This window comes from Xanthomonas sp. WHRI 6106, from assembly GCF_040202405.1.
Classification (GTDB): Bacteria; Pseudomonadota; Gammaproteobacteria; order Xanthomonadales; family Xanthomonadaceae; genus Xanthomonas; species Xanthomonas cannabis.
On sequence record NZ_JBEGFC010000011.1, the window covers coordinates 77,228 to 92,319 of the forward strand.

At 66.0% G+C, this 15,092-nt stretch carries 12 protein-coding genes, 5 tRNA genes and 1 pseudogene; 8 read left to right on the forward strand and 10 right to left on the reverse strand.

Annotated features, from left to right (window positions below):
• Positions 1 to 5: 5 nt before the first annotated feature.
• The 4 genes from phaE (at position 6) to ABQZ09_RS15750 (ending at position 3,064) form a co-directional block, all read left to right on the forward strand.
• Positions 6 to 1,229 (forward strand): class III poly(R)-hydroxyalkanoic acid synthase subunit PhaE, encoded by a 1,224-nt coding sequence (phaE, locus tag ABQZ09_RS15735; RefSeq protein ID WP_349777339.1) that lies wholly within the window; start codon positions 6 to 8, stop codon positions 1,227 to 1,229.
• Positions 1,226 to 2,299, forward strand: coding sequence for a class III poly(R)-hydroxyalkanoic acid synthase subunit PhaC (locus ABQZ09_RS15740; protein ID WP_039409682.1), 1,074 nt, complete (start codon positions 1,226 to 1,228; stop codon positions 2,297 to 2,299). Before phaE ends, ABQZ09_RS15740 begins: the two co-directional genes overlap by 4 nt.
• Before the next feature lie 106 nt (positions 2,300 to 2,405).
• Entirely contained in the window at positions 2,406 to 2,603 is a 198-nt protein-coding gene (locus tag ABQZ09_RS15745; RefSeq protein ID WP_029219975.1) for a PspC domain-containing protein, read from the forward strand.
• Positions 2,600 to 3,064 (forward strand): hypothetical protein, encoded by a 465-nt coding sequence (locus ABQZ09_RS15750; RefSeq protein ID WP_228315250.1) that lies wholly within the window; start codon positions 2,600 to 2,602, stop codon positions 3,062 to 3,064. Before ABQZ09_RS15745 ends, ABQZ09_RS15750 begins: the two co-directional genes overlap by 4 nt.
• Before the next feature lie 238 nt (positions 3,065 to 3,302).
• Here the strand turns inward: ABQZ09_RS15750 and ABQZ09_RS15755 are convergent, their stop codons facing one another.
• Positions 3,303 to 4,514 (reverse strand): NAD(P)/FAD-dependent oxidoreductase, encoded by a 1,212-nt coding sequence (locus tag ABQZ09_RS15755; protein WP_349777340.1) that lies wholly within the window; start codon positions 4,512 to 4,514, stop codon positions 3,303 to 3,305.
• A 189-nt stretch (positions 4,515 to 4,703) separates the two neighbouring features.
• Between ABQZ09_RS15755 and ABQZ09_RS15760 the strand changes: the two genes are divergently transcribed.
• Positions 4,704 to 4,931: a hypothetical protein gene (locus ABQZ09_RS15760; protein ID WP_039409670.1), complete on the forward strand. Its 228-nt coding sequence runs from the start codon at positions 4,704 to 4,706 to the stop codon at positions 4,929 to 4,931.
• Positions 4,932 to 5,033: 102 nt separating this feature from the next.
• Positions 5,034 to 7,397 carry a Tex family protein gene (locus ABQZ09_RS15765; RefSeq protein WP_349777341.1) on the forward strand — a complete coding sequence of 788 codons (2,364 nt, stop codon included), beginning with the start codon at positions 5,034 to 5,036 and terminating at the stop codon, positions 7,395 to 7,397.
• Between the two features lie 325 nt (positions 7,398 to 7,722).
• Here the strand turns inward: ABQZ09_RS15765 and ABQZ09_RS15770 are convergent, their stop codons facing one another.
• From ABQZ09_RS15770 to ABQZ09_RS15780, 3 genes and pseudogenes are all read right to left on the reverse strand, one after another.
• Positions 7,723 to 11,022: a PAS domain S-box protein gene (locus ABQZ09_RS15770; RefSeq protein ID WP_503019245.1), complete on the reverse strand. Its 3,300-nt coding sequence runs from the start codon at positions 11,020 to 11,022 to the stop codon at positions 7,723 to 7,725.
• An 81-nt stretch (positions 11,023 to 11,103) separates the two neighbouring features.
• Positions 11,104 to 11,493: pseudogene (locus ABQZ09_RS15775) on the reverse strand (histidine kinase); the annotation flags it as partial.
• 108 nt (positions 11,494 to 11,601) lie between these two features.
• Complete coding sequence (locus tag ABQZ09_RS15780; RefSeq protein WP_039409661.1) at positions 11,602 to 11,982, reverse strand: response regulator; 381 nt, start codon at positions 11,980 to 11,982, stop codon at positions 11,602 to 11,604.
• A 138-nt stretch (positions 11,983 to 12,120) separates the two neighbouring features.
• On the opposite strand from ABQZ09_RS15780, the gene ABQZ09_RS15785 reads away from it, so the two are divergent.
• Both ABQZ09_RS15785 and ABQZ09_RS15790 read left to right on the forward strand, forming a co-directional pair.
• Positions 12,121 to 12,207, forward strand: a tRNA-Leu gene (locus ABQZ09_RS15785).
• A gap of 119 nt (positions 12,208 to 12,326) precedes the next feature.
• Entirely contained in the window at positions 12,327 to 12,782 is a 456-nt protein-coding gene (locus ABQZ09_RS15790) for a hypothetical protein (RefSeq protein WP_349777380.1), read from the forward strand.
• 226 nt (positions 12,783 to 13,008) lie between these two features.
• On the opposite strand, the gene ABQZ09_RS15795 is transcribed toward ABQZ09_RS15790, so the two are convergent.
• The 6 genes from ABQZ09_RS15795 to ABQZ09_RS15820 all read right to left on the reverse strand — a co-directional run bounded on the left by ABQZ09_RS15795 (position 13,009) and on the right by ABQZ09_RS15820 (position 14,905).
• Positions 13,009 to 13,084 (reverse strand) — tRNA-Glu (locus tag ABQZ09_RS15795).
• A 47-nt stretch (positions 13,085 to 13,131) separates the two neighbouring features.
• Positions 13,132 to 13,207 (reverse strand) — tRNA-Ala (locus ABQZ09_RS15800).
• A gap of 541 nt (positions 13,208 to 13,748) precedes the next feature.
• Positions 13,749 to 13,824, reverse strand: a tRNA-Glu gene (locus tag ABQZ09_RS15805).
• 47 nt (positions 13,825 to 13,871) lie between these two features.
• Positions 13,872 to 13,947, reverse strand: a tRNA-Ala gene (locus tag ABQZ09_RS15810).
• Positions 13,948 to 14,039: 92 nt separating this feature from the next.
• Complete coding sequence (locus ABQZ09_RS15815) at positions 14,040 to 14,498, reverse strand: c-type cytochrome (protein WP_039409014.1); 459 nt, start codon at positions 14,496 to 14,498, stop codon at positions 14,040 to 14,042.
• Positions 14,499 to 14,506: 8 nt separating this feature from the next.
• Complete coding sequence (locus ABQZ09_RS15820; protein WP_039409018.1) at positions 14,507 to 14,905, reverse strand: c-type cytochrome; 399 nt, start codon at positions 14,903 to 14,905, stop codon at positions 14,507 to 14,509.
• Positions 14,906 to 15,092: the final 187 nt, after the last annotated feature.

Sequence of the window (15,092 nt, forward strand, 5' to 3'; positions counted from 1 at the left end):
AGGGGATGATGGCAAGCAGCGGTTCGGACAACGGCAACTTCGAGGACAAGGCGCGCCAGTACTGGAGCGCCTGGGGAGATGCCATGCGTCACGGTCAGTCCGCCGCTGGGGCGCAGCCACCGCCGGGCCCGCCAGGCGAGGCCCCGCAGGACTGGCGCAAGGCGGTTGACTGGTGGTCGCAGTTGTTGCCCACCCAGGCCGCGCCGCAGGCGCAGGAGGCGATCGACCGCTTCCGGACCCAGGCCGGAGGCTGGTTCGGCACCATGCAGCAGGTGGCCGCCCAGTTTGCCGGCCGCGATACCTCGGCCAACGAAGTCTCCGATGCCTGGCGGCGCGCCGTGCAGGGGCAGGGCGAACAATTGATGCAGTGGACGCTGGGCTCGCTGCGCGGCGGCAGCCCCGGCGGGTTCGACCCGTGGCTGCAGGAGGCTGCGCAGACCCTGGGTAGGTGGCGTGAAGAAAATGCGCCGTGGCTGGACATGCCCGCGTTTGGCCTCAATCGCAATCATCAGGCCCGGCTGCAGAAGCTTGCCCGCGCGCAGCAGGAGTATCAGGCGCAGTCGCAGGCGTACGGCGAGCAGCTAAAGGCCGCAATCGAGCAGGCGTTCAGCCGGTTCACCAGCAAGCTGGGCGAGCACGAAAGCAGCGGCAGTCAGCTGACCAGTGCGCGCGCCTTGTTCGATCTGTGGATCGAGGCAGCCGAAGAGTCCTACGCCGATGTGGCCCTGTCGGACCAGTTTCGCCAGGTGTACGGCGGGTTTGCCAATGCGCATATGCGGTTGCGCGCCGCCCTGCAGGAAGAAGTGGAACAGCTCAGCGAACGTTTCGGGATGCCGACGCGCTCGGAAATGGATGCCGCCCACCGCCGCATCGCAGACCTGGAACGCCTGGTGCGGCGCATGCTGCGCAGCGGCGTGGGCGTCAGCCCCGCCGGCAAGCCTGCGCAGGCCGCGCCGGCCGATCCGGGGGCTGCGGCACCGTCCAGGCGTGCAGCGCACCCCAATGCCGGAACGGCGCCCGGGCGTTCGGCATCGATCGACGCGGGCAAGCAGTCTGCAGCAAGGGCGGCGGCCCCCAAGGCGGCATCGTCGGCGAAGCCTGCAGTGAAAAAGACCGCTGCAGCAAGACCTGCATCCACGCCTGCCTCGAGACCCACCTTGACAGCGAGGCCGGCTACATCGCCCGGCCGCAAGCCGGCCGCAGGCAGGTCACGTGGAGCCAAGGCATGAAAGGGCCGTTGGGATTCAGTGCCGAAGACCTGATGCAGGAAACCCTGTCGCTGCAGCGCAAGTTGCGCGAGGGCCTCAAGTTGCTGCCCGGCGTGGAAGACGTCGACTACGGGGTGACCGAGCGCGAAGAGATCTGGCGCGATGGCAAGGTGGTGCTGTACCGCTTTGTCGGCGATCAGGCGCCGGTGGCCAGGACGCCGCTGCTGATCGTGTATGCGCTGGTCAACCGGCCCTACATGGTGGACCTGCAGGCCGACCGATCGCTGGTCAAGGGGCTGCTGAGCCACGGCCAGGATGTCTATGTGCTGGACTGGGGCTACCCGGACCGCTCCGAGCGCTACCTCACCCTCGAAGACTATCTGCTGCGTTACATCGATGGCGCCGTGGACCACCTGCGCGCGCATGCAGGGCTGGACGCGGTCGACGTGCTCGGCATCTGCCAGGGCGGCACGTTCTCGCTGTGCTACGCCGCGCTGCAACGCCACAAGGTGCGCAACCTGATCACCATGGTCACGCCGGTGGATTTCCACACTCCCGACAACATGCTGTCCAACTGGGCGCGCATGGTCGATGTGGACCTGTTCGTCGACACCATGGGCAACGTGCCGGCGGATCTGATGAACGCCAGTTACCTGATGCTCAAACCGTTCCGGCTCAATCTGCAGAAGTATGTCGGCTTGCTGGACATTCTGGACGACAAGCAGGCGCTGGAAGATTTCCTGCGCATGGAAAAATGGATCTTCGACTCGCCCGATCTGGCCGGCGAAGCGTTCCGCGAGTTCGTCAGCTTGTTCTATCAACGTAATGGACTGGTGACCGGGCAGGTGGCCATCGGCGGGCAGGCGGTGGATCTGCAGGACGTGGACATGCCGGTTCTCAACATCTACGCCGAGCACGATCATCTGGTGCCGCCCGACGCTTCGCGTGCGTTGCGCGGGCTGGTGGGAAGCCAGGATTACAGCGAGCTGAGTTTTCGCGGCGGGCATATCGGCATCTACGTGTCCGGGCGTGCGCAGCGCGAGGTGCCGGTGGCCATCCATCGTTGGCTGCAGGCGCGCGACGGCCGCTAACGGACGGGCGGTTGCACTGGCCGGGAGGGGATCGTCCTGAAAGTCCGTCACGGTGCGCTGTCGTCGGTGTTTCTAGACTGACCGCCACGTTTCCAGGAGTCTGCCCATGGCCACCACCGCACTGTCCCGTTCTCTCAACGATCGCATGATTGCCGGCGTCGTCGGTGGCATCGCGCGCCGCTTCGGCTGGAGCTCCACGCTGCTGCGCGTGTTGTTCGTCATCGTCTCGATCGCCTCGGCCGCGTTCCCCGGCATCCTGGTCTATCTGATCCTGTGGCTGCTGATTCCCAACCAGGCCGATTGAACCCGGCGCCGCGCGGGCGCGCGGCCCTGCTGCTGCTGGGCGCGTTATGGACCGTGCCCAATACCGCGCTCGGCGTGTTGCTGGGTCTCATCGGCAGCTGTGGTGGGGCACGTCCGCGTTGGTCGCCTCACGAACATGCCATCCTCTTTCATGCCTGGCCGTGGGGGCCGGGCGGGGCGATGACGCTTGGCAATGTGATCCTGCTCAAGGGGACATCGCTGGACCTGCAGTGCAGCACCTACGCACATGCGGCCGGCCGGTGTGAACATCCTCCGGTGCGGCTGGGGGACCACGAGCGTGCGCATGTCTATCAATACATGGTGCTCGGGCCGCTGTTTCTGCCGGTGTATCTGCTGTGTGGCGGCATCCACGTGCGCAACCCGCTGGAGCGGGCGGCCGATGCCTATGCCCTGCATGGGCGGGGATGGTGGCCATGGCCGGTCCGGGGCCTGATGCGCTGAATCGCTGCTCGGTGCGGGGTGGTGCCGCGTGCTTATCGCAGGTGTCGGCTGCCAGGCGCTCGGATGCTTGCCGTGCACCTGACGCGTCAGGCGGCGATTGCGCTGTGCGTCGCTCGCAGTGTCAGCTTGCCAGTGCGATCTCAGTGCAGGCGAGTGCGATCAATCCTTGCGTGATGCAACGCCGGCCGCGTCATCCACCACGGCACCGGCCAGTAACGCAGCAGTCAGGCCGGCGCGCTCAACCCAACCGGTCGAACCCGAACAGTGCGTGCAGTGGATGCGGCCTGCCTTCCAGCCGCGCACGCAGCAGGCCAGCCCCGATCGCGCTGTAGGTGATGCCATTGCCGCCATAGGCCATCGCAAACAGCAGGCGTGAGCCGTGTTCGGCATGCGCGCCGAAGAACGGCAGCCCGTCGGCGGTTTCGGCAAACGTGCCCGCCCACGAAAACACCGGGCGCAGGCGCATGTCCGGCATGGTATTGCCGATCTTCTTCAGCAGCGTTTTCAATTTGACCTGCACGCGCGCATCGCGGCGTGCGGGGATGTCGACATTGTCGTCTTCGCCGCCTGCCACCACACGGCCATCGGGCGTGCTGCGCATGTACAGATACGGGCGTGCGGTCTCCCACATCATGGTGTGTCTGAGCGCGCCCATGTCGCTGTCATGCAGCGGGTCGGTCACGAACGCGTAGCTGCTGCGGTTGCGTGCCACGCGTTGCGAGAGCCACTGTTGGTTGCCGTAGCCGGCCGCCATGATCACGTGCCCGGCGCGGACCGTGATGCCTTCTTCGGTGCGCAGCTCGACATGCTGCGCCTGCGGTACGATCGAGGCGATGCTGGTGCGATCAAAGACGCGCGCGCCGTATTGCTCGCATTCGGCAAACAGGCGATAGCACAGCCGATACGGGTCGACACTGGCCGCCAGGCGGCTGAGGATCGCGCCGTCCGAGCGCACGCCATAGTCGTGCCACAACGGTTCGCGCTCGACCCATTCCACCGGCAGCCGATGCGTCCGGCGCGCATCCAGCTCGCTGCGCAGGTCGTTGAGGTCGCGCGCGCGGCTGGCGTAGTACAGGCTGTCCTGGCGGGTGAAATCGCAGCCGCCGAGGCTGTCGCACAGGTCCTGCAGATCGACGATGGCCTGCGCGCAGGCGCGGTAGGCGAGCGCGGCTGCCGGCATGCCGTACTGCCTGGCCAGCTCGATCATCGGGGTGTCGATTTCGTACTGCAGCAGCGCGGTGCTGGCCGAGGTGCTGCCCCAGCCGATTTCGCGTTGCTCGATCACCATGACGTCGTGGCCATTGCGCAGCAGCTCGTGGGCAATCAGCGCGGCAGTGACGCCGCCGCCGACGATCACGACCTCGCTGTGGGTGGCCTGCTCCAGGCGCGGATACGCGCGCATCAATCCGTTGCGGATCGACCAGAAGGGGTAGCCACTTTTGAGGTCCATGCGATGTCGTACGTGCGGGCGGTCCGAGATTGGACGGCCAAGCGGGGTGAAGCGGTCGTGAGGCGGGCGCGGCCGTTCAGCCCGTCACCAAACCGCAAACAGCCGGCGTTAACGTGCGTGGAAAGCTCCTCACGGCGCGCTGGTTATGCTCGCGCCTCCCAACGCAACAACGCAGCAAGAGGGTGTGACATGTCGATTGTCCTGTACGTCGGTGGCAGCAAAGATGGCGACAAGGGCGTTGTGCCATACGGCTTCAGCAAGTCGCGCACCATGACCGCCAGTGGTCCGGAGATCTACGTCGAGCGCATGGTGCCGCTGAAGGACGTGGGCAAGATCCGTGTCATGGCGCTGGAATCGCTGCAGGAGAGCATCCTGGTCGAGCGCGCCGCCACCCATTACGCCCACCGCGCCAGCTGAGCGCGACGGCATAGGTTTACGGCGGCGCTGTCAACGGGTTTCCGTGGCGGGCCTGCACTGCGAAAATGCGGGTTTTCAGTGAAGCGGTTTACCCGCGCCGTCATGCACGATAGCCAGCTTGCCCAGCAGATCGCTCGCACCATCGCCGACGAGATCGGTGCGCAACCCGCCCAGGCGCGCGCCGCCATTGCCCTGCTCGACGAGGGCGCCAGTGTTCCGTTCATCGCCCGCTACCGCAAGGAAGTCACTGGCGGCCTGGACGATACCCAGCTGCGTAACCTCGAAACGCGCCTGACCTATCTGCGCGAACTGGAAGAGCGCCGTGCGGCGATCCTGTCCAGCATCGGTGAACAAGGCAAACTCAGCGACGAATTGCGTAACGAGATCGCCGCGGCCGATACCAAATCGCGGCTGGAAGATCTGTACCTGCCCTACAAGCCCAAGCGGCGCACCCGCGCGCAGATCGCACGCGAAGCCGGGCTGGAGCCCTTGGCCGATGGCTTGTTGGCTGATCCGGCCCAGGCGCCGGAAGTGGCCGCTGCGGCCTTCATCGACGCCGACAAGGGCGTGGCCGACATCAAGGCTGCACTGGAAGGGGCACGTGCCATCCTGATGGAACGTTGGGGCGAGGACGCTGCGCTGGTGGGCGAGCTGCGCAGCTGGCTCAACGATCACGGCGTGATCCGCGCAAAGGTGGCCGAGGGCAAGGAAGAGGCCGGTGCCAAGTACCGCGACTATTTCGACCATGCCGAAGCGCTGGCAAAGATTCCGTCGCACCGTCTGCTGGCGCTGTTTCGCGCGCGCCGCGAAGAAATCCTCTATCTCGATCTGGACCCGGGCACCGATGCCGAAGCCGGCCACCAGTACGCCGAGGGGCGGGTGGCGCGCAATGCCGGCATTTCCAATGAAGGCCGGCCGGCCGATCGCTGGTTGCTCGACGCGTGCCGGCTGACCTGGCGTGCCAAGCTGCACATGCACCTGCTGCTGGACCTGTTCAATCAGGCGCGCGAAAAGGCCGAGGCCGAGGCGATTGCGGTGTTTGGCGACAATCTCAAGGACCTGATGCTGGCCGCGCCGGCGGGCCCGCGCGTGGTGCTGGGGCTGGACCCGGGCATCCGCACCGGGTGCAAGATCGCCGTGGTCGATGCCACCGGCAAACTGGTGGCCACCGAGACGATCTATCCGCACGAGCCCAAACGCCAGTGGGAGCAGTCGCTGCAGACGATCAGGACATTGTGCATGCGGCACAACGTGGAGCTGATCGCGATCGGCAACGGCACCGCCAGCCGCGAAACCGACAAACTGGCCGGTGAGGCGATCGCGTTGTGCGGAGCCACCAAGCTGCAGAAGATCGTGGTCAGCGAGGCCGGTGCGTCGGTGTATTCGGCGTCGGAATTCGCTGCCAAGGAATTTCCCAACCTGGATGTGTCGTTGCGCGGCGCGGTGTCGATCGCGCGGCGGCTGCAGGACCCCTTGGCCGAGCTGGTCAAGATCGAGCCCAAGGCAATCGGTGTGGGCCAGTACCAGCACGACGTCGATCAATATCGCCTGGCCAAGGCGCTTGACGCGCGCGTGGAGGATTGCGTCAACGCGGTCGGCGTCTACGTCAATACCGCGTCGGCGGCGCTGCTGTCGCGGGTGTCCGGCTTGTCCAGCACCGTGGCCGAGAACATCGTGCGCCATCGCGACGACAACGGCCCGTTCAAGCGCCGCAAGGACCTGCTCAAGGTGCCGCGACTGGGCGACAAGACCTTCGAACAATGCGCAGGCTTCCTGCGGATTGCCGATGGCGACGAGCCGCTGGATATGTCGGCGGTACATCCGGAAGCCTATCCGGTGGTCGAGCGCATCGTTGCCAATACCGGCAAGCCGATCAGGGCGTTGCTGGGCGATGGCAGCTTCCTGCGCGCGCTCAAGCCGGAGCTGTTCACCGACGAGCAGTTCGGTGTGCCGACCGTGCGCGACATTCTGAAAGAGCTGGAAAAACCCGGCCGCGACCCGCGCCCCGAGTTCAAGGCCGCGCAGTTTGCCGAGGGTATCGAAGACATCAAGCACCTCAAGCCGGGCATGGTGCTGGAAGGTGTGGTCAGCAATGTGGCCGCGTTTGGCGCCTTCGTCGATATCGGCGTGCATCAGGACGGTCTGGTGCATATTTCCGCGTTGGCCGATACCTTCGTCAAGGATCCGCGCGATGTGGTCAAGGCCGGCGACATCGTCAAGGTCAAGGTGCTGGAGGTGGACGTGGCGCGCAAGCGCATTGCGCTCACCTGTCGCCTGTCCGACACGCCGCCACCGGCCGACGGCACGGCGCCATCGCGCGAGGCGCGCGGTCATGGCGGGCCCGGGCAGGGTCGCCGCGATGGCGGTGGACGTGGGCCGGCAGCCGGCAACAACAAGCCGCGCATCACCGCGCCCCCGGCCGACAACGCGTTGGCGGCTGCGTTCGCGCGCGCCAAGCGCAGCTGAGCCAACGCCCCCCGGCCGACGTGGTCGGGGCAGGGTGGGGCAGGCCTTACCCACCAGGTCGCGGCAGCGGCATGACCGCCGCTGCGATCGTTGTCCCTGTGCGCTCAGTCGCCGCGGGACGCTGCTGCCCAGGCGCTATGAAAGAACGACACACCTACGTTTATCGCGCCCCGGCACGTGCGCCCGGCAGCACGCACGCGGCGGCTGTGCGCGGGCGGCAGGTGTGATTGCGTGTGATTCGTGCCGCCGGCTGCTGCGGGCCGTGGGCATCACCTCGGCCTGATTGCAGGCGCTGTCAGCAGCCTGCCGCCTTCCCTTGAGGCCATCACGACGCGCCATGCCGCGTGCGTGTGGGCACCACCAGACGTTCGATCAGATCCACCAACCCGGGCGGCTCCACCGGCTTGCCCATATGCGCATCGAAGCCGGCCACCACGGCACGGTCGCGGTCCTCTTCGCGCACATAAGCGGTCAGTGCGATCGCCGGGATATGCCGCGGCAGATCGGCGCGGCCGGCACGCACTGTGCGGATGAGGTCGTAGCCATCGCGCAGCGGCATCGCGATATCGCTGACCAGTACATCGAACGGCGCGGCAGCCAGACAGTGTTCGGCCGCATCCACCGAACCGGCCGCCTGCACCTGTGCGCCGGCAAGCATCAAGAATTGCATCACTGCCTCGCGTGAATCCTGGTCGTCATCGACCAGCAGGATGCGCACATCGGCCAGGCGACCATGGCAGTCGGCCGGCAGCGGTCCCGAAGGCGCGACCTCGGCCGAAGCGGGGCGCCAGTCGCTGACGCCATGCTGGAACGGCAGCACGATGGTGAAGGTCGAACCCTGGCCCGCACCGGGGCTGGAAGCGCCCAGGCTGCCGCCATGCAGGTCCACCAGCTGGCGGGAGATCGACAGGCCCAGTCCCAGGCCGCCCACGCGGCGTGTCGTACCGGCATCGGCCTGGCGAAAGCGGTCGAAGACATGCGGAAGGAAATCCGGCGCGATGCCGATCCCGCTGTCTTGCACGCACAGGCGCAGACGCCCGTCGTCCACCTCCAGGCCCACTCGCACGCTGCCGCCGGGCGCGGTGAACTTGAGCGCGTTGCTGAGCAGGTTGGAGAGCACCTGCTGCAGGCGCCCGGCATCGCCGAAGAACCACAGCTCGCCATCGACCGGCGCGTCCAGCTCCAATGCAATCTCGCGTGCGAGCGCGGCCGGCTGCATCAGTTCAACCGTGCTGCGCGCCAGCCCGGCGATGTCGAAATGCTCGGCCTGCAACCGGATCTTGCCGGACAGGATCGCGCTCATGTCCAGCAGGTCATCGATGATCTGGGTCTGCGCACGCGCACTGCGTTCGATGATGACCAGGCCCTTGCCCAGGTTGTCCGGCGCGAAGGTCTGCGATTGCATCAGCCGCGACCACCCCAGGATGGCGTTGAGCGGCGTGCGCAGCTCGTGGCTCAGGGTGGCCAGGAATTCGTCCTTGACCCGGTTGGCATGCTCCGCCTGGTTACGCGCGGCCGTTTCTGCCTGCAGCGACAATGCGAGCCTGGCGTCCACCCGGGTCCGTTCGATCACGATGCCGGCCAGGTGCGACGCCGAGCGGGCCATGGCCTGCTCGCGCAGCGAAGGCAGATGCGGGCGGTCGTAATAGATGTTGAGCGTCCCCAGCACCTGGCCATCGCTGGACAGGATCGGCGTCACGCAGCACGCCACGATGCCCAGTGCCGCCGACACCGCATGGTGGCGGCTGAAGCTCGGTTCGGCCTGGATGTCGGCACAGACGACTTGTTGGCCAAGATGCGCAGAGCGTGCGCACGGTGGTCCTTCCGGCCCTGCCGGCACTGGCTCGAACGGGCCGGGGTAATCGACCGGAAAATGCGGCGCCGATCCGAAGCTCAGGGTGTGCCGTACCTCGTCGAGCACCATCACCGAGCAATACAGCGCGATCTCGCCGCGTGCTTCCACGCTCAGGGCGATGGCATCCAGCACCACCGGCAATGGCGCGCCGGTGGTAATCAGGCTCAGGATCGCGCGGTCGGACGCGGTGGCGTCTTCGATCAGCTTGCGCTCGGAGATATCGGTCAGCGAGCCGATATGCCCCAAGAAGCGCCCGTCGCTCGCGAAGTGCGGCGAGGCGGTATCGATGCACCAGCGGTACTGCCCGTCATGGCGGCGTACCCGGTATTCGGCCAGGAATTCGCCACGCCGCTGCAGCGCCTGTTCGAATGCCAAGCGCACGCGCCCGGCATCGTCCGGATGCATCACGTCCCACCATCCCTGATCCAGCGCCTGATCCTCGGCCTGTCCGGTGAAGTGGTACCAGCGTGGGTTCCAGTAGACGCAATCGCCTTGCGCATCGGCCATCCAGATCATCGCCGGCACGGTCTCGCACAGTGCGCGGAAGCGGATCTCGCTTTCACGTAGTTGCTGCTCGAAGGTGCGGCGGTCGTGGATGTCGGTATAGGTGCCGATCCACTCGCTGATACCGCCATCGTCGCCACGCACCGGCAGTGCGCGCGTCAGGTGCCAGCGCGCCTGACCATCGTGACGCTGCAGCTCGCACTCCACTTCGTAGGCGCGCTCGCCCTGCAGCGCGTCCTGCCAGGCCTGTCCCGACAGACGCAGGCCGTCGGCGGTATGGGCCTGGTGCCAGGCGGCGGTCTCGTGGTCGGCCGGGTCCAGCCCGGTGTATTCGTACCAGCGCTGGTTGAAGTAGCGCGGCTGGCCATCCGCTCCGGCAATGAAAATGATCTGCGGCAACGTGTCGGCCAGGCGGCGCAGGCGCGCCTCGCTCGCTGCCAGCTGCTGCTGCGCCTTGGCGCGTTGCATCGACTCCCAGCAGCGCGCCGCCACCAGACGGACCAGCTCGATTTCGGTGGACAACCAGCGCCGCGGTGCGCGCTGATGCACACCGATGGCCGCCACCAGCCGGCCGTGCTTGTGCAGCGGAATCGCCAGCGAGGCGCGCAGGCCCGAGCGGCGATACTGCTCGGCCACATAGTCCGGCGCCCCGGGCGCCATCGCGTCGGTGGTGAACCAGGGGCGGTTTTGCAGCAGCGCGTCGCGCAGGCCCTGTGCTGCTTCCAGCGGAAAATCGCCCTGCAGGCTGGGCATGTCCTGCACGTGATCGCTGATGACGTGCATGGTGCCGCCATCGGCAGCCGCCAGCCCGAACGCACACCGGTTGGCCTGCAGATGTTCGCCCAGCAGGCGCACGCTGGTGTCGATGATGCGCCGCGGATCGGAGACATGTTGCAAGGCGTCTTCGAGCATCAGCAGGAAGCTGTCGCGACGCTCGACGCGGCGCTGCGCGGTGACATCGAAACCATGCACCAGGATCGCGTCGACGCGCCCATCGCTGTCGCGCATCGGCTGGTACAGGAAGTCCACGAAGGTTTCGTCAGGCGCGCTGCCCGGCGTGCGCTGCAGGTAGGCCGTCATCGATTCGCCGATGAAAGGCCGCCCACTGCGGCGCACGTCGTCGAGCAGTACCAGATAGCCTTGGTCGGCGATTTCCGGCATCGCCTCCAGCAAGGGACGGCCGAGGAGTGGCCGCTCACCGACGAGATCGTGGAAGCGTTGGTTGACCGTCTCGAAGACGTAGTCCGGGCCACGCAACACCGCCATGAAGGCCGGAGCCTGGTCGAGCGCTGGCGTTGCGGCACGCGTCGCCGCGCTGCGATCTGACTGATCTGTCGCCTTGACAGGTGCAGCGGCGACATACAGCGCACCCACCTGCCGGCCGGCATCCAGCACCGGGCTGCACGACCAGGTCGACAGATCCAAGGCGGCGTGTGCGCCGGCAGACAGCGTGTCGGTGGCGTCGGGGCCAGTCAGCTCGGCAAGCGGCCGGCCGAACGCGGTCGGGTGACGCTCGCCCAATGTGTCGATGCAGGCATCGTTGTAAACGCAGCGCCCGTGCTCGCCCCACACCAGCAGCATCGGATGCCGTGCATGCAGGCAGATCGATAGGGTAGTACGCAGCGCCGGATGACCGCGCAGCAGCGGATCGGCGGCGCATGCGGACGCCAAGAGCAGGGCGGCAGTTTCGCTCGTCTCCGGCAGCAAGCCGGCATACGGCGACACGGCACTCTCCATCCAGCAACCCGCCTGTCGTTTTCGATGCCTGGATTTTAGTGGCAACGGGTCGGCTGGCAACCCGGGCCGCGATCATCGGTCAGGCTGCAACAGGGCAGGGCGCACGGCTCAGCTGCTGGCGCCGCTCAGCTGCCGGGCACGCAAGAGAGCGTTGACCAGCTCCTCGGAGAGGTAGGGCTTGGTCAGGATCACGCCGCGTTCGAAGCCGGCAGGGATGCTGGTACTGGCGACGCCGGTGGCCAGCACGAACGGGATGCCGCGCTCGGACAGCAACCGCGCAACCGGCTCGCTGGTTTCCCCGTTGCCCAGCCGATAGTCCAGCACGGCGATATCGGGCGCATCGTCCTGGATCAACCGCAGGGCCTGATGGACTTCGCCGACCGGGCCGGCGACGGCCGCGCCAGCATGGACCAGTTGCAACTCGAGCAGCATGGCATTCATGTCATCGTTTTCGACCACGAGTACCCGAACTCCACGCAACACCGACATTGCTTACTCCTTCACCAAGTCGGCCAGTATATCGGCCCTGACCAGGCACGGTGCCGCCAACGCCTCAGGCACCTGAATTTGTCAGGCGCGTTGTGACACTGTTCGTTTCATTCTCAAGTCGCTATACTGCGCGGCCACGCCGAAGTGGCGGAATCGGTAGACGCAGCGGACTCAAAATCCGCCGCCCTTAAAAGCGTGTGGGTTCGAGTCCCACCTTCGGCACCAGGATGTTGCGGTTTCAGCAAAGCCCTTTCGGCAAACGCCGGAGGGGCTTTTTGCTATCGGCGGTCTGGCGACGGAGCGCACGCAGCAGCAGTGGCGTTTTAGCCGTGCGTGCACCCGGCATGTTGATCGCGCTGGAACCCAGCCTGGCGCTGTGGCTGTTTGATGTCCGCGTATGCGGCGCCGCTGCGCCTGGCAGCTCACGCAATGCGCCTTGCGTTCCATGCGAAGCAATGTGCGCCCTCATTCGCTCCGCCCCATGCCGTCGATTCGCCGCGTGTGGCGACCACATGTGTGGCGCTGAAATGATGTGTTTGTCCATCGCTGCCGACAACAGCGCAGGCACGCAACCATCACGCACGGTGCGTACCGTGGAGCTCTCCTTCAAGCAGGTGGCCTCCATGGACTACGATTCTTCGCAGCAATTGCGCATTCTTCGCGACATCCACGATACCAAGCCGGTATCGGACGAAGAGGGAAACTGGGCGGTACGTGCGGGCTATGCCACCCAGGCCGAAGACGGCGACATCGATCTGACGCATGAAGGTCGCAAGGCATTGGATGATGGCCAGGCCTGAGGCTCCTGCATCCCGCACGTGCGGGTCGCGCAAGCTGGTCGCGCCGCGCGAGTGATCGTCGGCACTCGTCGAGATGTGCGTGCGTGTGCACTGCAGGCAGGCAAGAGTGACGAATGCCTACAGGCGCCACGTCTTCGAACGAGGACGCGAGGGACGAGCCTGCAGCTCGCGGGACATCGATCGTCAGACAAAAAAGGCCCCGGCATTGCCGGGGCTTTCAGATGATTGGCGTCCCCACGGGGATTCGAACCCCGGTGTCCACCGTGAAAGGGTGGTGTCCTAGGCCTCTAGACGATGGGGACGCGTATCAAAACCTCGTTGTCCGAACCAGACGGCCTAATGTCTGAAATGGTGGAGCCAGGCGGGATCGAACCGCCGACCTCCTGCATGCCATGCAGGCGCTCTCCCAGCTGAGCTATGGCCCCGCGTTGCTGCGAGCCGGCAATCATAGCGACTGAAAACGACTTTGGGAAGCGGTCTGCGCAAAAAAGATGCGCTGCCATCGTTGGGTGTCGATGACGGTATGCCCACGCGCGCGAAAGTGCGTTGTGCGTTGTGCGTTCTTCGCGGGCTTGCCATCAGTGGCGCATTCGCATTCTGGGCGCCTCGTCGTTGGTGGCACGGCGCATTGCATCATGCATCGACGCGCTTGCTGACGTTACGCAGTGTCCAATGCAATGCCGTGCTTGCCGCCAGCTCTTCCAGAGCGAGCTGACGGTGACACCTGGCGCAGGAGCTAAGATCGATCTGCACAGGTGAGGCATCGGCGCGTTCGCCCGCGCAGACGTTACGTGCGTGCTCCATTGTGCAGCAGTGGCAGCCATCAGTTCACAAGCACGCGGGGGCGAAGCGGCGCTGAAGCGGAACGCGCGTCGTGGCGCAGGACTGCTGCAGCGCGCCCTTGCGGTCACACGCGCGCGCAAAACGCATAAAAAAGCCCCGGCATTGCCGGGGCTTTCAGATGATTGGCGTCCCCACGGGGATTCGAACCCCGGTGTCCACCGTGAAAGGGTGGTGTCCTAGGCCTCTAGACGATGGGGACGCGTATCAAAACCTGAGTTGTCATTTCAGACGGCCTAATGTCTGAAGTGGTGGAGCCAGGCGGGATCGAACCGCCGACCTCCTGCATGCCATGCAGGCGCTCTCCCAGCTGAGCTATGGCCCCACGAAACTGAGAACGAAATGATAGCGGCCTGTGAATGTTCGCGCAAGCGCTTTTTCATTCCGAATGAGACGGCGCACGTGCGCTGCACAGGCTCACTTGACACCGTGCAGGTCGCGCAGCTGGGTCTGCCGCGCGCCGAAGTAAGCGGCGAGATCGGCAATGTCCTGGTCGCTTAGTGCGGTTGCCTGCGCGGTCATCAGCGGATGCTGGCGGTCGCCGCTGCGATACGCCTGCAACGCATGCGCCAGGTAGTCGCCGTACTGGCCACCGAGTTTGGGATAACTGGGGTCGATCGGCGCATTGCCGTCGGCACCGTGGCAATCAACGCAGCTCTGGCCGGTGGCCTTGCCCTTGGCGTGTGCCAGCTTGTCGCCGGCATCGGCGCGGCCGGTCGGCAGGCCGGCGGAGGAGCCCGAGCCATGTTCGCCGCTGGCGTGGCCGGCATCGCCGGCGGAGTGGTCGGTGGACTCGACCTGGGATTGGGAGCAGGCCGCCATCAGGGCAGCGACCAGGACGATGGCTAGACGCGGAGCGTGCAGGGCGTTCGGCATGTGGGCGCTTATTTGAGGGTGGACAGAAAGGCTGAGATGTCGGCGATGTCCTGCTCGGAGAAACTCTGTGCCTGCGCCTGCATGGTCGGATGCTTGCGCTTGCCCTGGCGGTACTCGGTCAGCGCCTGTGTCAGGTATTGGGCAGACTGCCCGCCGATCTTGGGCACGCGATAGCTGGGGTAGGCGTTCTTGTAGCCGGTGACGCCGTGGCAGCCCTGGCAGGTATAGGCAAGCAGGCGACCGTTGGACGGATTGCCGGACGGTGCAGCGGCTGCGGGTGCGGGGGCGGCCGTGGCAGGTGCCGGCGTGGCCGGAGCTGCAGGCGTGACGGATGGTGTTGCTGATGCGCCCCCAAACGGCAGGAAGACGACCAGAGCGAGACAAGCGGCGAGCGGCTGCGGGCGCATGGTTTCGTATCCGGAAGACTGATTGAGCGTCCGCACGTGGGGGCGTGACGGAACCGGACCGAGTATGCCTGCGATTTGGCGCGGCGCAAACGGGGTGAATACGCGAAGTTGAACAGACCATGACCTTTGGCGCATTGGCGGCATACGTGCCCGGGTGGTTTACTTGCCTACAACACCTGTTCACGCA